This window comes from Aminobacter sp. DSM 101952 (genome assembly GCF_001424795.1).
Classification (GTDB): Bacteria; Pseudomonadota; Alphaproteobacteria; order Rhizobiales; family Rhizobiaceae; genus Aminobacter; species Aminobacter aganoensis.
Map to the genome: position 1 here is coordinate 48,225 of NZ_LMCL01000002.1, position 13,531 is coordinate 61,755.

13 protein-coding genes and 1 tRNA gene are annotated in these 13,531 nt (G+C 63.6%); 5 read left to right on the plus strand and 9 right to left on the minus strand.

What is annotated here, in order from left to right:
• The first annotated feature begins 56 nt into the window (after positions 1-56).
• Positions 57-977: an NAD(P)-dependent oxidoreductase gene (locus ASC75_RS03725; protein WP_082496383.1), complete on the plus strand. Its 921-nt coding sequence runs from the start codon at positions 57-59 to the stop codon at positions 975-977.
• Positions 978-1,019: 42 nt separating this feature from the next.
• Positions 1,020-2,027 (plus strand): NAD(P)-dependent oxidoreductase, encoded by a 1,008-nt coding sequence (locus ASC75_RS03730; protein ID WP_055970683.1) that lies wholly within the window; start codon positions 1,020-1,022, stop codon positions 2,025-2,027.
• Positions 2,028-2,240: 213 nt separating this feature from the next.
• On the opposite strand, the gene ASC75_RS03735 is transcribed toward ASC75_RS03730, so the two are convergent.
• From ASC75_RS03735 to ASC75_RS03755, 5 genes are all read right to left on the minus strand, one after another.
• Entirely contained in the window at positions 2,241-6,017 is a 3,777-nt protein-coding gene (locus ASC75_RS03735) for a vitamin B12-dependent ribonucleotide reductase (protein ID WP_055970684.1), read from the minus strand.
• A 638-nt stretch (positions 6,018-6,655) separates the two neighbouring features.
• Entirely contained in the window at positions 6,656-7,150 is a 495-nt protein-coding gene (locus tag ASC75_RS03740; RefSeq protein ID WP_055970952.1) for an NUDIX hydrolase, read from the minus strand.
• A gap of 145 nt (positions 7,151-7,295) precedes the next feature.
• Positions 7,296-7,793: a xanthine phosphoribosyltransferase gene (gene gpt, locus ASC75_RS03745; RefSeq protein ID WP_055970685.1), complete on the minus strand. Its 498-nt coding sequence runs from the start codon at positions 7,791-7,793 to the stop codon at positions 7,296-7,298.
• Positions 7,794-7,909: 116 nt separating this feature from the next.
• Positions 7,910-8,749: a universal stress protein gene (locus ASC75_RS03750; protein WP_055970686.1), complete on the minus strand. Its 840-nt coding sequence runs from the start codon at positions 8,747-8,749 to the stop codon at positions 7,910-7,912.
• Positions 8,750-8,852: 103 nt separating this feature from the next.
• Positions 8,853-9,593 (minus strand): competence/damage-inducible protein A, encoded by a 741-nt coding sequence (locus tag ASC75_RS03755; RefSeq protein WP_055970687.1) that lies wholly within the window; start codon positions 9,591-9,593, stop codon positions 8,853-8,855.
• Between the two features lie 185 nt (positions 9,594-9,778).
• On the opposite strand from ASC75_RS03755, the gene wrbA reads away from it, so the two are divergent.
• Together wrbA and ASC75_RS03765 are read left to right on the plus strand one after the other, a co-directional pair.
• Positions 9,779-10,408 carry an NAD(P)H:quinone oxidoreductase type IV gene (gene wrbA, locus ASC75_RS03760; RefSeq protein WP_055970688.1) on the plus strand — a complete coding sequence of 210 codons (630 nt, stop codon included), beginning with the start codon at positions 9,779-9,781 and terminating at the stop codon, positions 10,406-10,408.
• A gap of 121 nt (positions 10,409-10,529) precedes the next feature.
• On the plus strand, positions 10,530-11,522 hold the full coding sequence (locus ASC75_RS03765; protein WP_055970689.1) for an alpha/beta hydrolase: 993 nt from the start codon (positions 10,530-10,532) through the stop codon (positions 11,520-11,522).
• 39 nt (positions 11,523-11,561) lie between these two features.
• Here the strand turns inward: ASC75_RS03765 and ASC75_RS03770 are convergent, their stop codons facing one another.
• The 3 genes from ASC75_RS03770 to ASC75_RS03780 form a co-directional block, all read right to left on the minus strand.
• Positions 11,562-11,801: a DUF2188 domain-containing protein gene (locus ASC75_RS03770; RefSeq protein WP_055970690.1), complete on the minus strand. Its 240-nt coding sequence runs from the start codon at positions 11,799-11,801 to the stop codon at positions 11,562-11,564.
• Positions 11,801-12,073, minus strand: coding sequence for a DUF982 domain-containing protein (locus ASC75_RS03775; protein WP_055970691.1), 273 nt, complete (start codon positions 12,071-12,073; stop codon positions 11,801-11,803). The genes ASC75_RS03770 and ASC75_RS03775 overlap by 1 nt, the downstream gene beginning before the upstream one ends.
• A 380-nt stretch (positions 12,074-12,453) precedes the next feature.
• Positions 12,454-12,538: transfer RNA gene (locus ASC75_RS03780), tRNA-Leu, on the minus strand.
• Between the two features lie 256 nt (positions 12,539-12,794).
• Between ASC75_RS03780 and ASC75_RS03785 the strand changes: the two genes are divergently transcribed.
• Entirely contained in the window at positions 12,795-13,151 is a 357-nt protein-coding gene (locus tag ASC75_RS03785; protein ID WP_055970692.1) for a cupin domain-containing protein, read from the plus strand.
• Positions 13,152-13,203: 52 nt separating this feature from the next.
• On the opposite strand, the gene ASC75_RS25825 is transcribed toward ASC75_RS03785, so the two are convergent.
• Positions 13,204-13,404 carry a hypothetical protein gene (locus ASC75_RS25825; RefSeq protein WP_156381097.1) on the minus strand — a complete coding sequence of 67 codons (201 nt, stop codon included), beginning with the start codon at positions 13,402-13,404 and terminating at the stop codon, positions 13,204-13,206.
• Positions 13,405-13,531 lie beyond the last annotated feature (127 nt).

The following is a 13,531-nucleotide window of genomic DNA, read 5'->3' on the forward strand; positions in this document are numbered from 1 at the left end:
TTGTCCCGTCTAGGCGCCCCTGTCGGAGGCGCTCCATTGCCACCGGAGACTGCAAGATGACCTCTTTGCCGCGGATTGGTTTTGTCGGACTGGGCAACATGGGCGGCCCCATGTGCCAGCGGCTTGTGGGAGCCGGATATCCGGTGAGCGCCTTCGATCTCAATCCGGATGCCCTCGAAAGGGTCGTGGCTGTCGGTGCTGTGGCGGCCACTTCCGCAGCAGCCTGCGCGGCCCAAGCCGATATCTTCCTCACATCCCTTCCGAGGCCGGATCATGTGGAAGCCGTCATGGCCGGGGACAATGGAGCCTTGGCGCATCTGAAGTCGGGAAGCCTTTGGGTCGATCTCACCACGAACCGCAACGAACTCGTGTTCCGCCTCGCGTCGCAAGCGCCGCAAGGTGTGGCGGTGGTCGACTCTCCCGTAACGGGGGCAGTGGATGGAGCGAGGAACGGCAAGCTTACCCTGTTCGCCGGCGGCGACCAGGTGTCGTTTGACCGCGCCGCCGAGGTCCTCGGCCATCTCGGGCTGGTCATTCATTGCGGTGCCCTCGGCACTGGTAACGTCGTCAAGCTGGTGACCAATCAGCTGTGGTTCATTGGTGCTGCAGCCATCGGCGAAGGCTTCGCCACGGGCATGGCGAACGGTGTGGAGTTGGGCACATTGTGGCACGCGATCCGCAGCAGCGTCGGCGACAGCTTCGTCGCGCAGCATGACGCTCCCTCGATCTTCGCCGGGCATTACGACCCTTCCTTCTCGCTCGACCTCTGTCTCAAGGACCTGCGTCTCATCCAGGAGCTGAACCGCAACGTACGTGCCGCACTGCCGATGACGACAGCGGCCGAAGGCGCGTTCGCCCTTGCCGCCAGCCGCTACGGTGCGCAGGCGGCGGAACTGCATGTCGCCAGGCGCATCGAGGACGACGCTGGCATTTCCATGCGGCTTGAAGGTGATTGGGTGCCGCCGTGGGAACAGTGAGGCGGCAGCAGCCAGGGTCAGGAAATCCAAGGGAGTGTTGAGATGAAGGTCGGTTTCATTGGACTCGGCACGATGGGCAGGAACGCCGCGCTGAACGTGCTCAGGAAAGGCTACGAAATGGTCGTCTTCGACGTCCGGCCTGAAGCCTTGGGGCCCCTGGTCGAAAAGGGCGCAAGGGCTGCCAGCAGTCCGGCAGACTTGCTCGACCAGGTTGAAGTCGTGGTGACCATGGTGTTCGGCCCAAAGGAAATCGAGGCCGTCGTTCGCGGCAAGGATGGTTTCTTGACGACCGACTGTGACGGCAAATACTGGATTGACCTCACCACCAGCAGCCCTCAGCTGATGCGCGACCTCGGCGCCGAATTCCGGAAAAGAGGCGGCGCAGCCGTCGACGCGCCCGTCACCGGTTCCGTGGACTCGGCCATTCGCGGCGACATGATCATGTTCGTCGGCGGCGAGGATGCCGACATCGAGCGGGTTCGTCCGGTGATCGAGGCGATGGGCGAGATCCGCAAGGTCGGCAGGCATGGCAACGGCTATGTCGCCAAGCTCGTCAACAACCAGCTCTGGAAGATCCATGCCGCGGCCATTGGCGAGGCGATGGTGACGGCCAAGGTTGCAGGTCTCGAGCCTGACGTCTGGTGGGCTGCCATGAAGGGCGGCGCGGCTGACAGCTTCGTCATGCAGCATGACGTTCCCTCCATCTTCGCCGGACACTACGATCCCTCCTTTCCCCTGGCGCTCTGTCTCAAGGATCTGGGCCTGATCGCGGAGCTGATGAACGAGACCGGTACGCGCAGCGAACTCACCCGCGCAACGCACGACCGCTTCAGGGAAGCCGCCTCGCGCTATGGCAAGGATGCGGGCGAGATGACCGTGTGCAAGGTGATCGAGGACGACGCCAAGGTGGAGTTGAGGGTCGCCGGAGATTGGATCGCCCCCTGGGAGATCAAGCATCCGGCGCTTCCTGAGCGTGCTGTCGGCGCAGTGAGCCCGATTGCTGCGAGCGGCCTCTCCGCTTCGTCATCCTCGAGCTTGATCCGAGGATGACGAAGCAGAGAGGCTGAAGCATCCGTTCGAATGGAGAAGCGGCGGCCGCTCTGTGCCGTTGGAACACAGCCGCGATGTCGCTACGCTCCTGCTTCCCTGAGATGACGAAGCGCTGAGGTGCGCCGCTCAAAACAATAGGCCGCACTGAGGCGGCCTATCTGTTGTTTCATTGGGCTGGGAGGCTGGCAGCGCTTCTTACGCCCCCCCTTTACCTCAGCTACAGCCGCTCGTCGCCCCGCAGGTGTCGCACTTCTCGCAGGTGCCGTTGCGGACCATGGTGAAGTTCTGGCACTCCGAGCAGGAATTGCCGGTGTAGCCCTGCAGCATCGACTTGGCGCGGCGGTCGGCGGCGAGCTTCTTGGCGTCCGCCGCTTCCTGGGCCGCGGCGTCGGTGAACAGCGCGTTCGCGGCCGAAGCTTCCTCTTCCTCGAAGGCGGCGTCGTCGGCCAGTTCCTTGGCGCGCTCCTCGTAGTCACGCTTGTAGGCGGTGGATTCCTCCGCCGAGATCGCGGCCTTGGGGGCGAGCGCCAGCACGTTGGAGCCGGAGAAGGCGGTCACGGGCGTGGTACGCGCCGGGCTTGCGGCCGCCGAACCCTTGGGGTCGGAACCGGCGACGCCGGAGACGACCTTGAGCGGGGCGCCGCGGGTCAGGCCCTTGGAGAAGGGCAGGGCTTTGCCTTCGGTGATGCCCTTGCCGAGCGCGGTCTTGTCGAAATCCGACTGGTCGACATGGGCGAGGTCGTGGCGGCCAAGATAGCTGACGGCGAGCTCGCGGAAGACGTAGTCGAGGATCGAGGTGGCGTTCTTGATGGCGTCGTTGCCGACGACCATGCCGGCCGGCTCGAACTTGGTGAAGGTGAAGGCCTCGACATATTCGTCGAGCGGCACGCCGTATTGCAGGCCGAGCGAGATCGAGATGGCGAAGTTGTTCATCATCGCGCGGAAGGCAGCGCCTTCCTTGTGCATGTCGATGAAGATTTCGCCGAGGCGGCCGTCGTCGAACTCGCCGGTGCGCAGATAGACCTTGTGGCCGCCGACGACGGCCTTCTGGGTGTAGCCCTTGCGGCGGTTCGGCAGCTTTTCGCGCTCGCGGTAGAGCCGCTCGATGACGCGCTCGACGATCTTTTCGGTGACCTGCACCGCCTTGGCGGCGGCGGGTGCTGCGATCAGCGCCTCGACGGCGTCGTCCTCGTCCTCGTCCTCGTCGGCGATGAGCGAGGCGTTCAGCGGCTGCGACAGCTTGGAGCCGTCGCGGTAGAGCGCATTGGCCTTGAGCGCCAGCTTCCACGACAGCATGTAGGCGCTCTTGCAGTCCTCGACCGTCGCCTCGTTGGGCATGTTGATGGTCTTGGAGATGGCGCCCGAGATGAAGGGCTGGGCGGCGGCCATCATGCGGATGTGGCTCTCGACCGAGAGATAGCGCTTGCCGATCTTGCCGCAGGGGTTGGCGCAGTCGAAGACGGGCAGGTGCTCTTCTTTCAGGAATGGTGCACCCTCGAGGGTCATCGCACCGCAGACATGGATGTTGGCGGCTTCGATGTCGCGCTTGGAGAAGCCAAGTGCGGGCAGCATCTCGAACGAGAAGTCGTTGAGCTGCGCGTCGGTGAGGCCGAGCACGTTCTTGCAGAAGTCTTCGCCCAGCGTCCACTTGTTGAACACGAACTTGATGTCGAAGGCGCTCTTGAGGGCTGCGTTCAGCGCCTCGATCTTCTCGTCGCTGAAACCCTTCGCCCGGAGCGAACCGGGGTTGATGCCCGGCGCCTGGTTGAGATTGCCGTGGCCGACGGCATAGGCCTCGATCTCGGCGATCTGGCTTTCCGAGTAACCGAGCGTGCGCAGGGCTTCGGGCACGGCGCGGTTGATGATCTTGAAGTAGCCGCCGCCGGCGAGCTTCTTGAACTTGACCAGCGCGAAGTCGGGCTCGATGCCGGTGGTGTCGCAATCCATCACCAGGCCGATCGTGCCGGTGGGAGCGATCACGGTTGCCTGGGCGTTGCGGTAGCCATGCTCCTCGCCGAGCTCGATGGCGCGGTCCCAGGCGGCGCGGGCGTGGCTCACCAGTTCGGGCTGCTTGAGGTCGGACGCGACCAGCGGCACCGGATGCACCGACAGCTTCTCGTAGCCGTCCTTGTCGCCATAGGCGGCGCGGCGGTGGTTGCGCATGACGCGCAGCATGTTTTGGGCGTTGCGGTCGTAGTCGGGGAAGGCGCCGAGCTCGGAGGCCATTTCGGCCGAGGTGGCGTAGGCGATGCCGGTCATGATCGCCGTCAGCGCGCCGCCGATGGCGCGGCCTTCGTCGGAGTCATAGGGAATGCCGGACGTCATCAGCAGGCCGCCGATATTGGCGTAGCCGAGGCCGAGCGTGCGGTACTCGTAGGACAGCTTGGCGATTTCCTTGGACGGGAACTGCGCCATCATGACCGAGATTTCGAGCACGACGGTCCACAGGCGCACGGTGTGTTCGTAGGCCGCGATGTCGATCTCGCCGTTCTCCATGCGGTAGGGCAGGAGGTTGATCGAGGCGAGGTTGCAGGCCGTGTCGTCGAGGAACATGTATTCCGAGCACGGGTTCGACGCACGGATGGCGCCCGCGGAAGCGCAGGTGTGCCAGTCGTTCATCGTGGTGTTGAAGTGCAGGCCCGGATCGGCCGAGGCCCAGGCTGCGTAGCCGATCTTTTCCCACAGGTCGCGGGCCTTGAGCGTCTTCAGCACCTTGCCGTCCTTGCGGGCGGTCAGGTGCCACTCGCCGTCACCTTCGACGGCGCGCAGGAAGTCGTCCTTGAGCGAGACCGAATTGTTGGAGTTCTGGCCGGAAACGGTGAGGTAGGCTTCCGAATCCCAGTCGGTGTCGTAGGTCTTGAATTCGATCGAGCTGTAGCCCTGCTTGGCGAACTGGATGACGCGGTAGATGTAGTTCTCCGGCACCGCGTTCTTCTTGGCGGCCTTGATCTCGCGCTTGAGCGCGGTGTTGACGGCCGGGTCGAAGCAGTCGTCATCCTGGCCTTCGCAGTTGACGCAGGCCGCCATGATCTTGCTGAGGTGCTGGCGCACGATCTTGGAGCCGGTGACGAGCGCCGCCACCTTCTGCTCTTCCTTCACCTTCCAGTCGATATAGGCCTCGATGTCGGGGTGGTCGGCGTCGACGACGACCATCTTGGCGGCGCGGCGCGTGGTGCCGCCCGACTTGATGGCACCGGCGGCACGGTCGCCGATCTTGAGGAAGCTCATCAGGCCGGACGAACGGCCGCCGCCCGACAGCTTTTCGCCTTCGCCGCGCAAATGCGAGAAGTTCGAGCCGGTGCCCGAGCCATATTTGAACAGGCGCGCCTCGCGCACCCACAGGTCCATGATGCCGCCCTCGTTGACGAGGTCGTCGGCGACCGACTGGATGAAGCAGGCGTGCGGCTGCGGGTGCTCATAGGCCGACTTCGACTTGGTCAGCTTGCCGGTGAAGGGGTCGACATAGAAGTGGCCCTGGCCGGGGCCGTCGATGCCATAGGCCCAATGCAGGCCGGTGTTGAACCACTGCGGCGAGTTCGGCGCCACGCGCTGGGTGGCGAGCATGTAGGACAGCTCGTCCTTGAAGGCGCGGGCGTCGTCTTCGCTCTTGAAGTAGCCGCCCTTCCAGCCCCAGTAGGTCCAGGTGCCGGCGAGGCGGTCGAAGACCTGTCGAGCATCGGTCTCGGAGCCGTAGCGTTCGTTTTCGGGCAGCGTGGCCAGTTCGGTCTCGTCGGGAACCGAGCGCCACAGGAAGGAGGGGACGTCGTTCTCCTCGACCTTCTTCAGGCGGGCGGGCACGCCTGCCTTGCGGAAATACTTCTGCGCCAGGATGTCGGCAGCCACCTGGGAGAATTGCGCCGGCACATCGATGTCATCGAGGCGGAACACCACCGAACCGTCCGGATTCTTGATCTCGGAGAGCGCCTTGCGGAATTCGATCTCCGCATAGGCCGATTGTCCATCCTTGGTGAAACGCCGCTCGATGCGCATCGGTCGATTTCCTTTTGTCTATATATAGCGTCCTTCGCGGGAAATTTCCCCTTGCGATACGAAAGACGCAAAGCCGATCTTGCCGGCCGCCCGAACGACCGGTCACCATTTCCCGAACGGGCCGCCGCCAGACCGGAAATCCTCCTTGCGGAGCGCCTTCCCGCCAGCCTGCGGACCGCCTCGGGTCCTTGAAACTGAAACTTTGTTGCGATTCCCTCGTTGAGGGAGAACTCACACTATCTAGCGTCCAGGCTGCCTGCAAACACTAAATATAGTGTTAACAGAAGATTTCTGCCAGTCCCCAATTTTTACCCGTTGACCCCTCGGACATACCGAAACCGCGCGCGACAGCACCCCGCCTGTGCGGGTGCAAATGCGAGCGGGAACTCACTAAATCTGGAGAAAGGACCGGGCTCTGAACTTTCCGGTCACGCACTCAACAAGCGCGCTTGAGTCATAAAAAGCGACTCGGGGGGCAACGTCAAGAATTCGTTTATGCAGTTTTTGTGACCCCAACATCTTGTGTGTCACTTGTGTGGATAACGGGGAGAACCGTCCATCAGCGAAGCCGGCATCATTGCTCGCGAAGACCCCGCGAAGGCCGCGGCCGACGCCTCGCAACGGCAGAATCTTGCGCCTCAGGCGGCGACTTTTCCGTGCGCCGCGCCGAAGGACGAGATCAGCCGGCACAGGTCGGGCTCGTTGACCATGCGTGCGGCTTCGGCGGGCGAGACCCATTTGCGCGTGCGCTGGCGCCGTTCCTTCCACTTCTCGGCGACCTTGCGCACCTCGAGCGGGTAGACCAGCACTTCGCAGGCGACCCGTTCGCCGCTCCCGAGCTCCTTGGTGTAGAAATAGCGGCCGGCTTCGTGGGTATCGACCGAGCCGCTGAGGCCGGCCTCCTCGCTCGCTTCGCGCGCGGCGGTCTCGCACAGCCGCTCGGAATCTTCCGGCCAGCCCTTGGGCAGGACCCAGCGCCCGGTGTCGCGACTGGTGATCAGCATGATCTCGATGGCGCGGGAGGCGGTGCGATGCCAGGGCAGGGCGGCGACCTGAAGCCGGCATGCGGGAGCGCCGAACAGCCGCCGTATGCGCTCGACGAGGTGGCTGTGATAGACAGGCTTCATCAGCATCGGCAGTCCCACCCAGAAGCAGACTCAGTCGCCGTGTTACGAATTGTACGGTTAATCCTCCGTAACAAAAGTAAATAGATTGATAATGAAAACGCCCGGCGCGGGGGCCGGGCGTTCAATAGGTCGAGTCGGTTGGAGGCTGCGATCAGCCCATGTGATCTTCGGCGATCGGCTTCTGGTAGGTGAAGCCGAGGTCCCAGGGGAAATAGATCCAGGTGTCCTGCGACACTTCGGTGACGAAGGTGTCGACCAGCGGCCGGCCCTTGGGCTTGGCGTAGACCGTGGCGAAATGCGCCTTCGGCATCATGGCGCGCACGATGGCTGCGGTCTTGCCGGTGTCGGTGAGGTCGTCGACGATCAGCACGTTTTCGCCTTCGCCTTCGAGCAGCGACGGCGTGATCTCCTTCAGCACCTGCAACTGACCCTGCGAGGTGTAGTCGTGGTAGGAGGCGATGCAGATCGTCTCGATCAGGCGGATGCCGAGTTCGCGCGAAATGATGGCGGCAGGAACCAGGCCGCCGCGGGTGATGCAGACGATCGCCTTCCACTGCGGATTGACGCCGGCGAGGCGCCAGGCGAGCGCGCGCGCATCGCGGTGAAACTGATCCCAGGATACGGGAAAGGCTTTTTCGGGAAGGGACATTCGACGCGCACTCCGGCTCGGCGCGCCAGCTGGCGCGAAAATAGGGGAATGCAGGCGGAATTAGCCGGAAAGCCCCGCTCTTGGCAAGGGCGGGGCTGCACAGTCGTGCGGTAATCTTACCGCGACAGCAAGATCGCCGTGTCGCCGGATTGCAGGACGCTGCGCGTGACCCCGCCAAACAGGAATTCGCGCAGCCACGAATGGCTGTAGGCGCCCATCACCAGCAGGTCGGCGCCGGTCTGGACGACCTTGTTGTGGATGACGGCGTCGATGGTGTGGCCGCGTGACGCCTCGATGCTGACCGAAACCTTGGCGCCGTGGCGGGCGAAGGCGGAGGCGATTTCCGCGCCGGCGGCGTCGATGCTCTGGGCTGCCGTCTCGATGGGGTCGACGACCAGGATTTCGGTCTGGTCCGCCTCGAGGATGAAGGGCAGGGCGTCGAAGGCGGCACGCGCCGCTTCGCGGCTGCCGTTCCAGGCCACCAGGACGCGCCGGAAGGTCGAGATCAATGGCGCCGAATGCGGCACCACCAGCACCGGCCGGCCCGCCTCGTAGATCAGGGAATCGATGTCAGCGGCAACCGAGTCCTTGGCCTCGGGCGTGCTCTGCGCGACGATGACCAGATCGGCGCAGCGCGCGCTTTCGACCCCCGAAAGGGCGCTGTCGCCCGAAAAACTCTCGAAGCTGCGCCACTCGAACGAGACGCCGGCCGTTTCGATCCGGCCGAGGAACGCCTTCTGCACCTTTTCGGCGCGTTCCTTGCAGAGATCGGAATTGGCCTGGATGAACTCGGTATCGGGAAAGCCGACGGCCGTGGTGTAGGGCATGGCCAGCGCTTCGGCATGAACCCCGATGAGATGGCTTTCATGCCGGTCGGCAAACGGAATGGCCACGTCGAGGACGCGGGCGACGTCGCGCTCGCTCTGGATGATGGCAACGATTGTCTTGAACGGCATGGCACCCTCCTTTGCACGGGCAGAAATCTGCTCAGCAAAGAAACACTATCATGCCGGTACTTGTTCCAATGTGACTTGGATCAAGTGTTCGGCATCAAGTCGTTCAGGCCGCTTTTGCTATGCCCTCAAGCATGGCCTCGATGGCATGGCGGGCGCGAAGCATCGCTTCCTCGGAGCGCGAGCGGACGACGAGCTCGGTCCAGAATTTGCCGTCGAGATATTTCGGGTAAGAGCCGATGATGGTGTCGGGGTGCGCCTTCTGGATCTCGCCGAGCGGGCCGCCGATCGTGCCTTCGCCATAGGGGCACTGAACCGTGGTCGACAGGAGCTTTGCCCCGGTCTTGAGCGTCGGCATGACGTTGTCGAGCATGGCCTGGAAGATCGAGGGCACGCCGGCCATGACATGGACGTTGCCGATGCGAAAGCCGGGCGCCACCGAGACCGGGTTCTCGATCAGCGCGGAGCCGCGCGGCATGCGCGCCATGCGCTTGCGCGCTTCGGAGAATTCCAGGCCGCGCGAGGCATAGTTGGCCTCCAGCAGGGCATAGGCGCGGGGCTCGTATTCGCACGGCAGGCCAAAGGCCCTGGAGATCGAGTCGGCGGTGATGTCGTCATGCGTCGGGCCGATGCCGCCTGTCGTGAAGACATAATCGTAGCGCGCACGCACGGCATTGACGGCCGCGACGATCTCGTCCTCGTCGTCAGCTACGATGCGGACTTCCCGCAGGTCGATGCCGACTGCCGTCATCATGTCGGCGAGATGGCCGATGTTCTTGTCCTTGGTGCGGCCGGACAAGATCTCGTCGCCGATGACGACCATTGCTGCGGTGACGATGTCGGCCATTTCAGGGGCTCCTTTTGGACCGATGTCAGATACAGCCGCTCGCGCAAGCGGGCAATAGTCGCCATTTTGTGAACGATGCGTCACGCATTGGCCTGCTTTCATTGAACGGGCTTTGCATTACATCTCTCCCCAGACGCCAACCCAAGTGGCGCCGCGAGATTTTCCCGAGATTTTGGAGCGATGAAATGGCTAAGATTCTTGTTCTCTATTATTCGAGCTGGGGCCACATGGAGCAGATGGCCAAGGCCGCTGCCGAAGGCGCGCGTGCTGCCGGCGCCGACGTGACCATCAAGCGCGTTCCCGAACTGGTTCCCGAGGCCGTGGCCAAGGCTGCCTACTACAAGCTCGACCAGGAAGCCGCGATCGCCGATCCGCTCGAACTGGCCGACTATGACGGCATCATCATCGGCACCGCTACCCGCTACGGCACCATGGCCTCGCAGATGAAGAACTTCCTCGACCAGACCGGCCCGCTCTGGGCCAAGGGCGCGCTGCTCGACAAGGTCGGCTCGGTGATGGTTTCGACCGCGACCCAGCATGGCGGCGCGGAACTCGCGCTGATCAACGCCCAGATCCACCTGCAGCACCACGGCATGGTCATCGTGCCGCTGTCCTATGCCTACCAGGGTCAGATGGGCAACGACGTGGTCCGTGGCGGCGCGCCTTACGGCATGACCACCACCTCCGACGGCGACGGCTCGCGCCAGCCTTCGGCGCAGGAGCTCGAAGGTGCCCACTTCCAGGGCAAGCGCGTGGCCGAGATCGCCATCCGCCTGCACGGCAAGGGCTCGAACGCTGTTAAGGAAGTTGCCTAACAGCTTCGAATTGCACTGATTTTTGTGAACGGGCGGTTGCAAGGCCGCCCGTTTTGCATGTCACGGGCTTGAGCCTGCCTCGCGCGCCGCTAAGTTGCGGGCATTGCCTGCAGGAGGTTCGATGGCGACCGCGACGACGATTTTCGGCTGGATCGCCAGCCTCGCCTTCCTGGCGGTGGCTCTTGTCGGTGGCTATTTCGTGCTGGCGACGCGCAAGATCTCCACCCAGGCCGCGCGCGCAGTGCCGGCCATCGGCAAGTTTCTGCCGCTTGGGGCCCACCGCATCCACTATGTCGAACAGGGCGAGGGCAGGCCGATCCTGTTCGTCCACGGGCTCGGCGCCCAACTGCACCACTTCCGCCAGCCGCTGTTTCCGGAATTGGCCGGTTTCCGGCTGATCGCGCTCGACCGGCCGGGTTCGGGTTACTCCTCGCGTCCTGGCGGATTTTCGGGCAGCCTGACCGAGCAGGCCGCGCTGATCGCGCGCTTCATCGCCGAACTCGGGCTGGAGCAGCCACTGGTCGTCGGCCATTCGCTCGGCGGTGCCGTGGCACTGGCACTGGCGGAGAACCACCCCGAGTCAGTTTCCGGACTGGTGCTGCTGTCACCGCTGACGCATCTCGAAGATGAGCTGCGGCCTGAATTCAGGTCGCTCTACATCAAGTCGGCTCTGCGGCGCCGGATCATTGCCGAGACCGTGGCGATACCGGCGAGCCTGAAATATGCGTCGCAGACGCTGGCCTTCCTGTTTTCGCCGCAGGCGGCGCCAAAGGACTACGGCACGGCAGGCGGTGGTTTTGCCGGGCTCAGGCCGAGCCATTTCTACGCCACGTCGGCCGACATGGTGGCGATCGAGAGCGATCTCGGCGCGGTCGAGGCCAGATATGCCGAACTGAAGCTGCCCGTCGGCGTGATGTTCGGCACCGCCGACCGCGTGCTCGACCACCGGCTTCATGGCGCGCCGCTGGCCGAGCGCATCGACAACCTCGAACTCGACCTGGTCGAGGGCATGGGGCACATGCCGCAATTCGTCGAGCCGAAGCGGGTCGCGGGGCTGATCCGGCGCATCGCGGCCAAGGCGTTTGCCGCTCCGGTCGACAAAGCTACGGGATAGTGCTGCTCATTGGGGGCACGCCAGCGATGGTGCTGGCAGCTAGTCGGAAACCTCGGTGTCCGGCCTGTCGTCGCCCTTGGCGAGCTCGTCATGCCAGCGGCCGTCCCGATCCTCGTACTGGATGCCGTCCGTGGAGCCGGCGACACGCTGCTCTGCCGCCGCCGTCTCTGCGGCGCGGAGGGCGTGTTCGTGCGTCGGGAAGGTTTCCGAAAAGGTGTCGCCGACCTTGTAGGCCCAGCCACCGTCGTGCTGGACGACTTCATAGACGAGCTTTGCCATTATTGTTCCTCGCTGCATGACGATGCCGCTATCGGCACCTCTGCTTCCATCGCCGCCTCGACGAAGGCCCGCCGCGCATCCTCGGACGGGCGTTGCCCCTCGAGCACCTTCAGGCATGTCAGGACGGCGTTGCGGTGACGCGGGCCCCGGCTCAGCGGCCAGGCAGTCACCAGGCATTCGGCCGCGTCGCGCGCACCCGTGATGTGGCGGTAGTTTCCGGCGCGGCCGAGTTCAACGACGACCGGGCGCGCAAAGGATGTCGAGGCGGCCATGCCGGCTCAAACGTTGGCCATCGCATTTGGTTGCATGCCGCGTTGCGGCTTGTGGCTCTGCCGGCGATTTAGGCTGTCAGAGCGGCACGATCGCCAGTATCACCCAGGCGCCGCAGATGGCGGCTGCAAGGCCGAAACAGGCGTTACGATGCTTTTCCCAAAAGTATGGTGCGCGTTCCCAATTGTAGTGCATTACGCAACTCCCCACTCACTCCCACCCGGTGAAGTTGTATTTCAGTGTGAAATATTCTGCAATTTTTCGGTGTGGTGTTGACGTTACGAAAGCACGTGGCCGTGGCAATTATGTCACGGAACCTCGGCTGCCAGTCGCGCCGGCGCCGGATGCACGCCTGGAAAGGTGAAATTGCGGGGCATTTTGCTGGTGCGGACGGCGGGGATCGAACCCGCATAGCCTAGGCTGAGGGATTTTAAGTCCCTTGCGTCTACCAGTTCCGCCACGTCCGCTTGCTAGTCGTTTCAACTACTTAGGCGATTTCGTCAACTGGCGTTGTGCGGGCCCGAAAATCGGTTGTGCAAATCGCGGTCCGTTGTCATTCGCAGCAGCCGGAGGGAACACTCACTCAACTGAAGATCAGCTTGGCCGTTTCAGTGGTCGAGCGGGAAAAAAATCCGGCAAAAATTTAGTATCAGGAAACTAAGTTGCCTCTTGTTGATCTGTCGGCTATTCAGAACTGTCTGATTAGAACGGGAGACCTTTACCATGACACGCAAGACTGTCCTGAAGTTCGGCAAAGTGGAAAATGCCGATGCCAATGATCTGCCGGGTTGGGTGGTGGTCGAAGGAAAGCCGACGATGAAGACCGCCGTCCAGCACAAGACCCAGGACGGCAAGGTCCTGTCGGGAACATGGCAGGCGACCCCAGGCACCTACCATGCCAGCTACACGGACTATGAGTTCGTCCACATGATCTCGGGCCGCATCATTATCACGCCGGACGGCGGCGAGCCGGTCGAGGTCGGTCCGGGCGACGCATTCGTCGTCGAAGCGGATTTCAAGGGCACCTGGAAGATCATCGAGCCGGTGACGAAGCACTTCGTGGTCACCGTCGGATCGTAACGACGCGCAGTCGCGAGCCGGGCGATCTTGCAAGCCCGGCAAGCGCTTGCGGTTATTTTGTATCGTTGAAATCGAGCGGCGGCGATTGCGTCGCCGCTTTTGTTTTCGGCGCCTTGCGGGCCGGTTTCCTGGTGGCTTTTGGCGCGGCGGCTTCCCCTGCTTCCTGCGCTGCCAAAGGGGCTGACGGTGCTGCCTTGGCAGGCGCAGGTTTCGCCGCGACCGGGGCCGCCTTTGCCGTGAACTTGATTGCCATGCTGGATATCCGCCGTTGCCTGGCCGCGCGAGTCGGCGGCTTCGGCTCTCCATACACCATTTGACGGCCTGGGGGCGGGAAGCGCGCTGGTGATGCCGACGCACGGCAGCAAGCCGCACGCTGCTGG

Excerpts from the sequence above, each read along its gene's own strand:
- wrbA (WP_055970688.1), top strand. The coding sequence starts at position 9,779 with ATGGCTAAGATTCTTGTTCTCTATTATTCGAGCTGGGGCCACATGGAG.
- ASC75_RS03725 (WP_082496383.1), top strand. The coding sequence starts at position 57 with ATGACCTCTTTGCCGCGGATTGGTTTTGTCGGACTGGGCAACATGGGC.
- ASC75_RS03735 (WP_055970684.1), bottom strand. The coding sequence starts at position 6,017 with ATGCGCATCGAGCGGCGTTTCACCAAGGATGGACAATCGGCCTATGCG.
- ASC75_RS03740 (WP_055970952.1), bottom strand. The coding sequence starts at position 7,150 with ATGCTGATGAAGCCTGTCTATCACAGCCACCTCGTCGAGCGCATACGG.
- ASC75_RS25825 (WP_156381097.1), bottom strand. The coding sequence starts at position 13,404 with ATGGCAATCAAGTTCACGGCAAAGGCGGCCCCGGTCGCGGCGAAACCT.
- gpt (WP_055970685.1), bottom strand. The coding sequence starts at position 7,793 with ATGTCCCTTCCCGAAAAAGCCTTTCCCGTATCCTGGGATCAGTTTCAC.
- ASC75_RS03775 (WP_055970691.1), bottom strand. The coding sequence starts at position 12,073 with ATGGCCGCCTCGACATCCTTTGCGCGCCCGGTCGTCGTTGAACTCGGC.
- ASC75_RS03785 (WP_055970692.1), top strand. The coding sequence starts at position 12,795 with ATGACACGCAAGACTGTCCTGAAGTTCGGCAAAGTGGAAAATGCCGAT.
- ASC75_RS03755 (WP_055970687.1), bottom strand. The coding sequence starts at position 9,593 with ATGGCCGACATCGTCACCGCAGCAATGGTCGTCATCGGCGACGAGATC.
- ASC75_RS03750 (WP_055970686.1), bottom strand. The coding sequence starts at position 8,749 with ATGCCGTTCAAGACAATCGTTGCCATCATCCAGAGCGAGCGCGACGTC.
- ASC75_RS03765 (WP_055970689.1), top strand. The coding sequence starts at position 10,530 with ATGGCGACCGCGACGACGATTTTCGGCTGGATCGCCAGCCTCGCCTTC.
- ASC75_RS03730 (WP_055970683.1), top strand. The coding sequence starts at position 1,020 with ATGAAGGTCGGTTTCATTGGACTCGGCACGATGGGCAGGAACGCCGCG.
- ASC75_RS03770 (WP_055970690.1), bottom strand. The coding sequence starts at position 11,801 with ATGGCAAAGCTCGTCTATGAAGTCGTCCAGCACGACGGTGGCTGGGCC.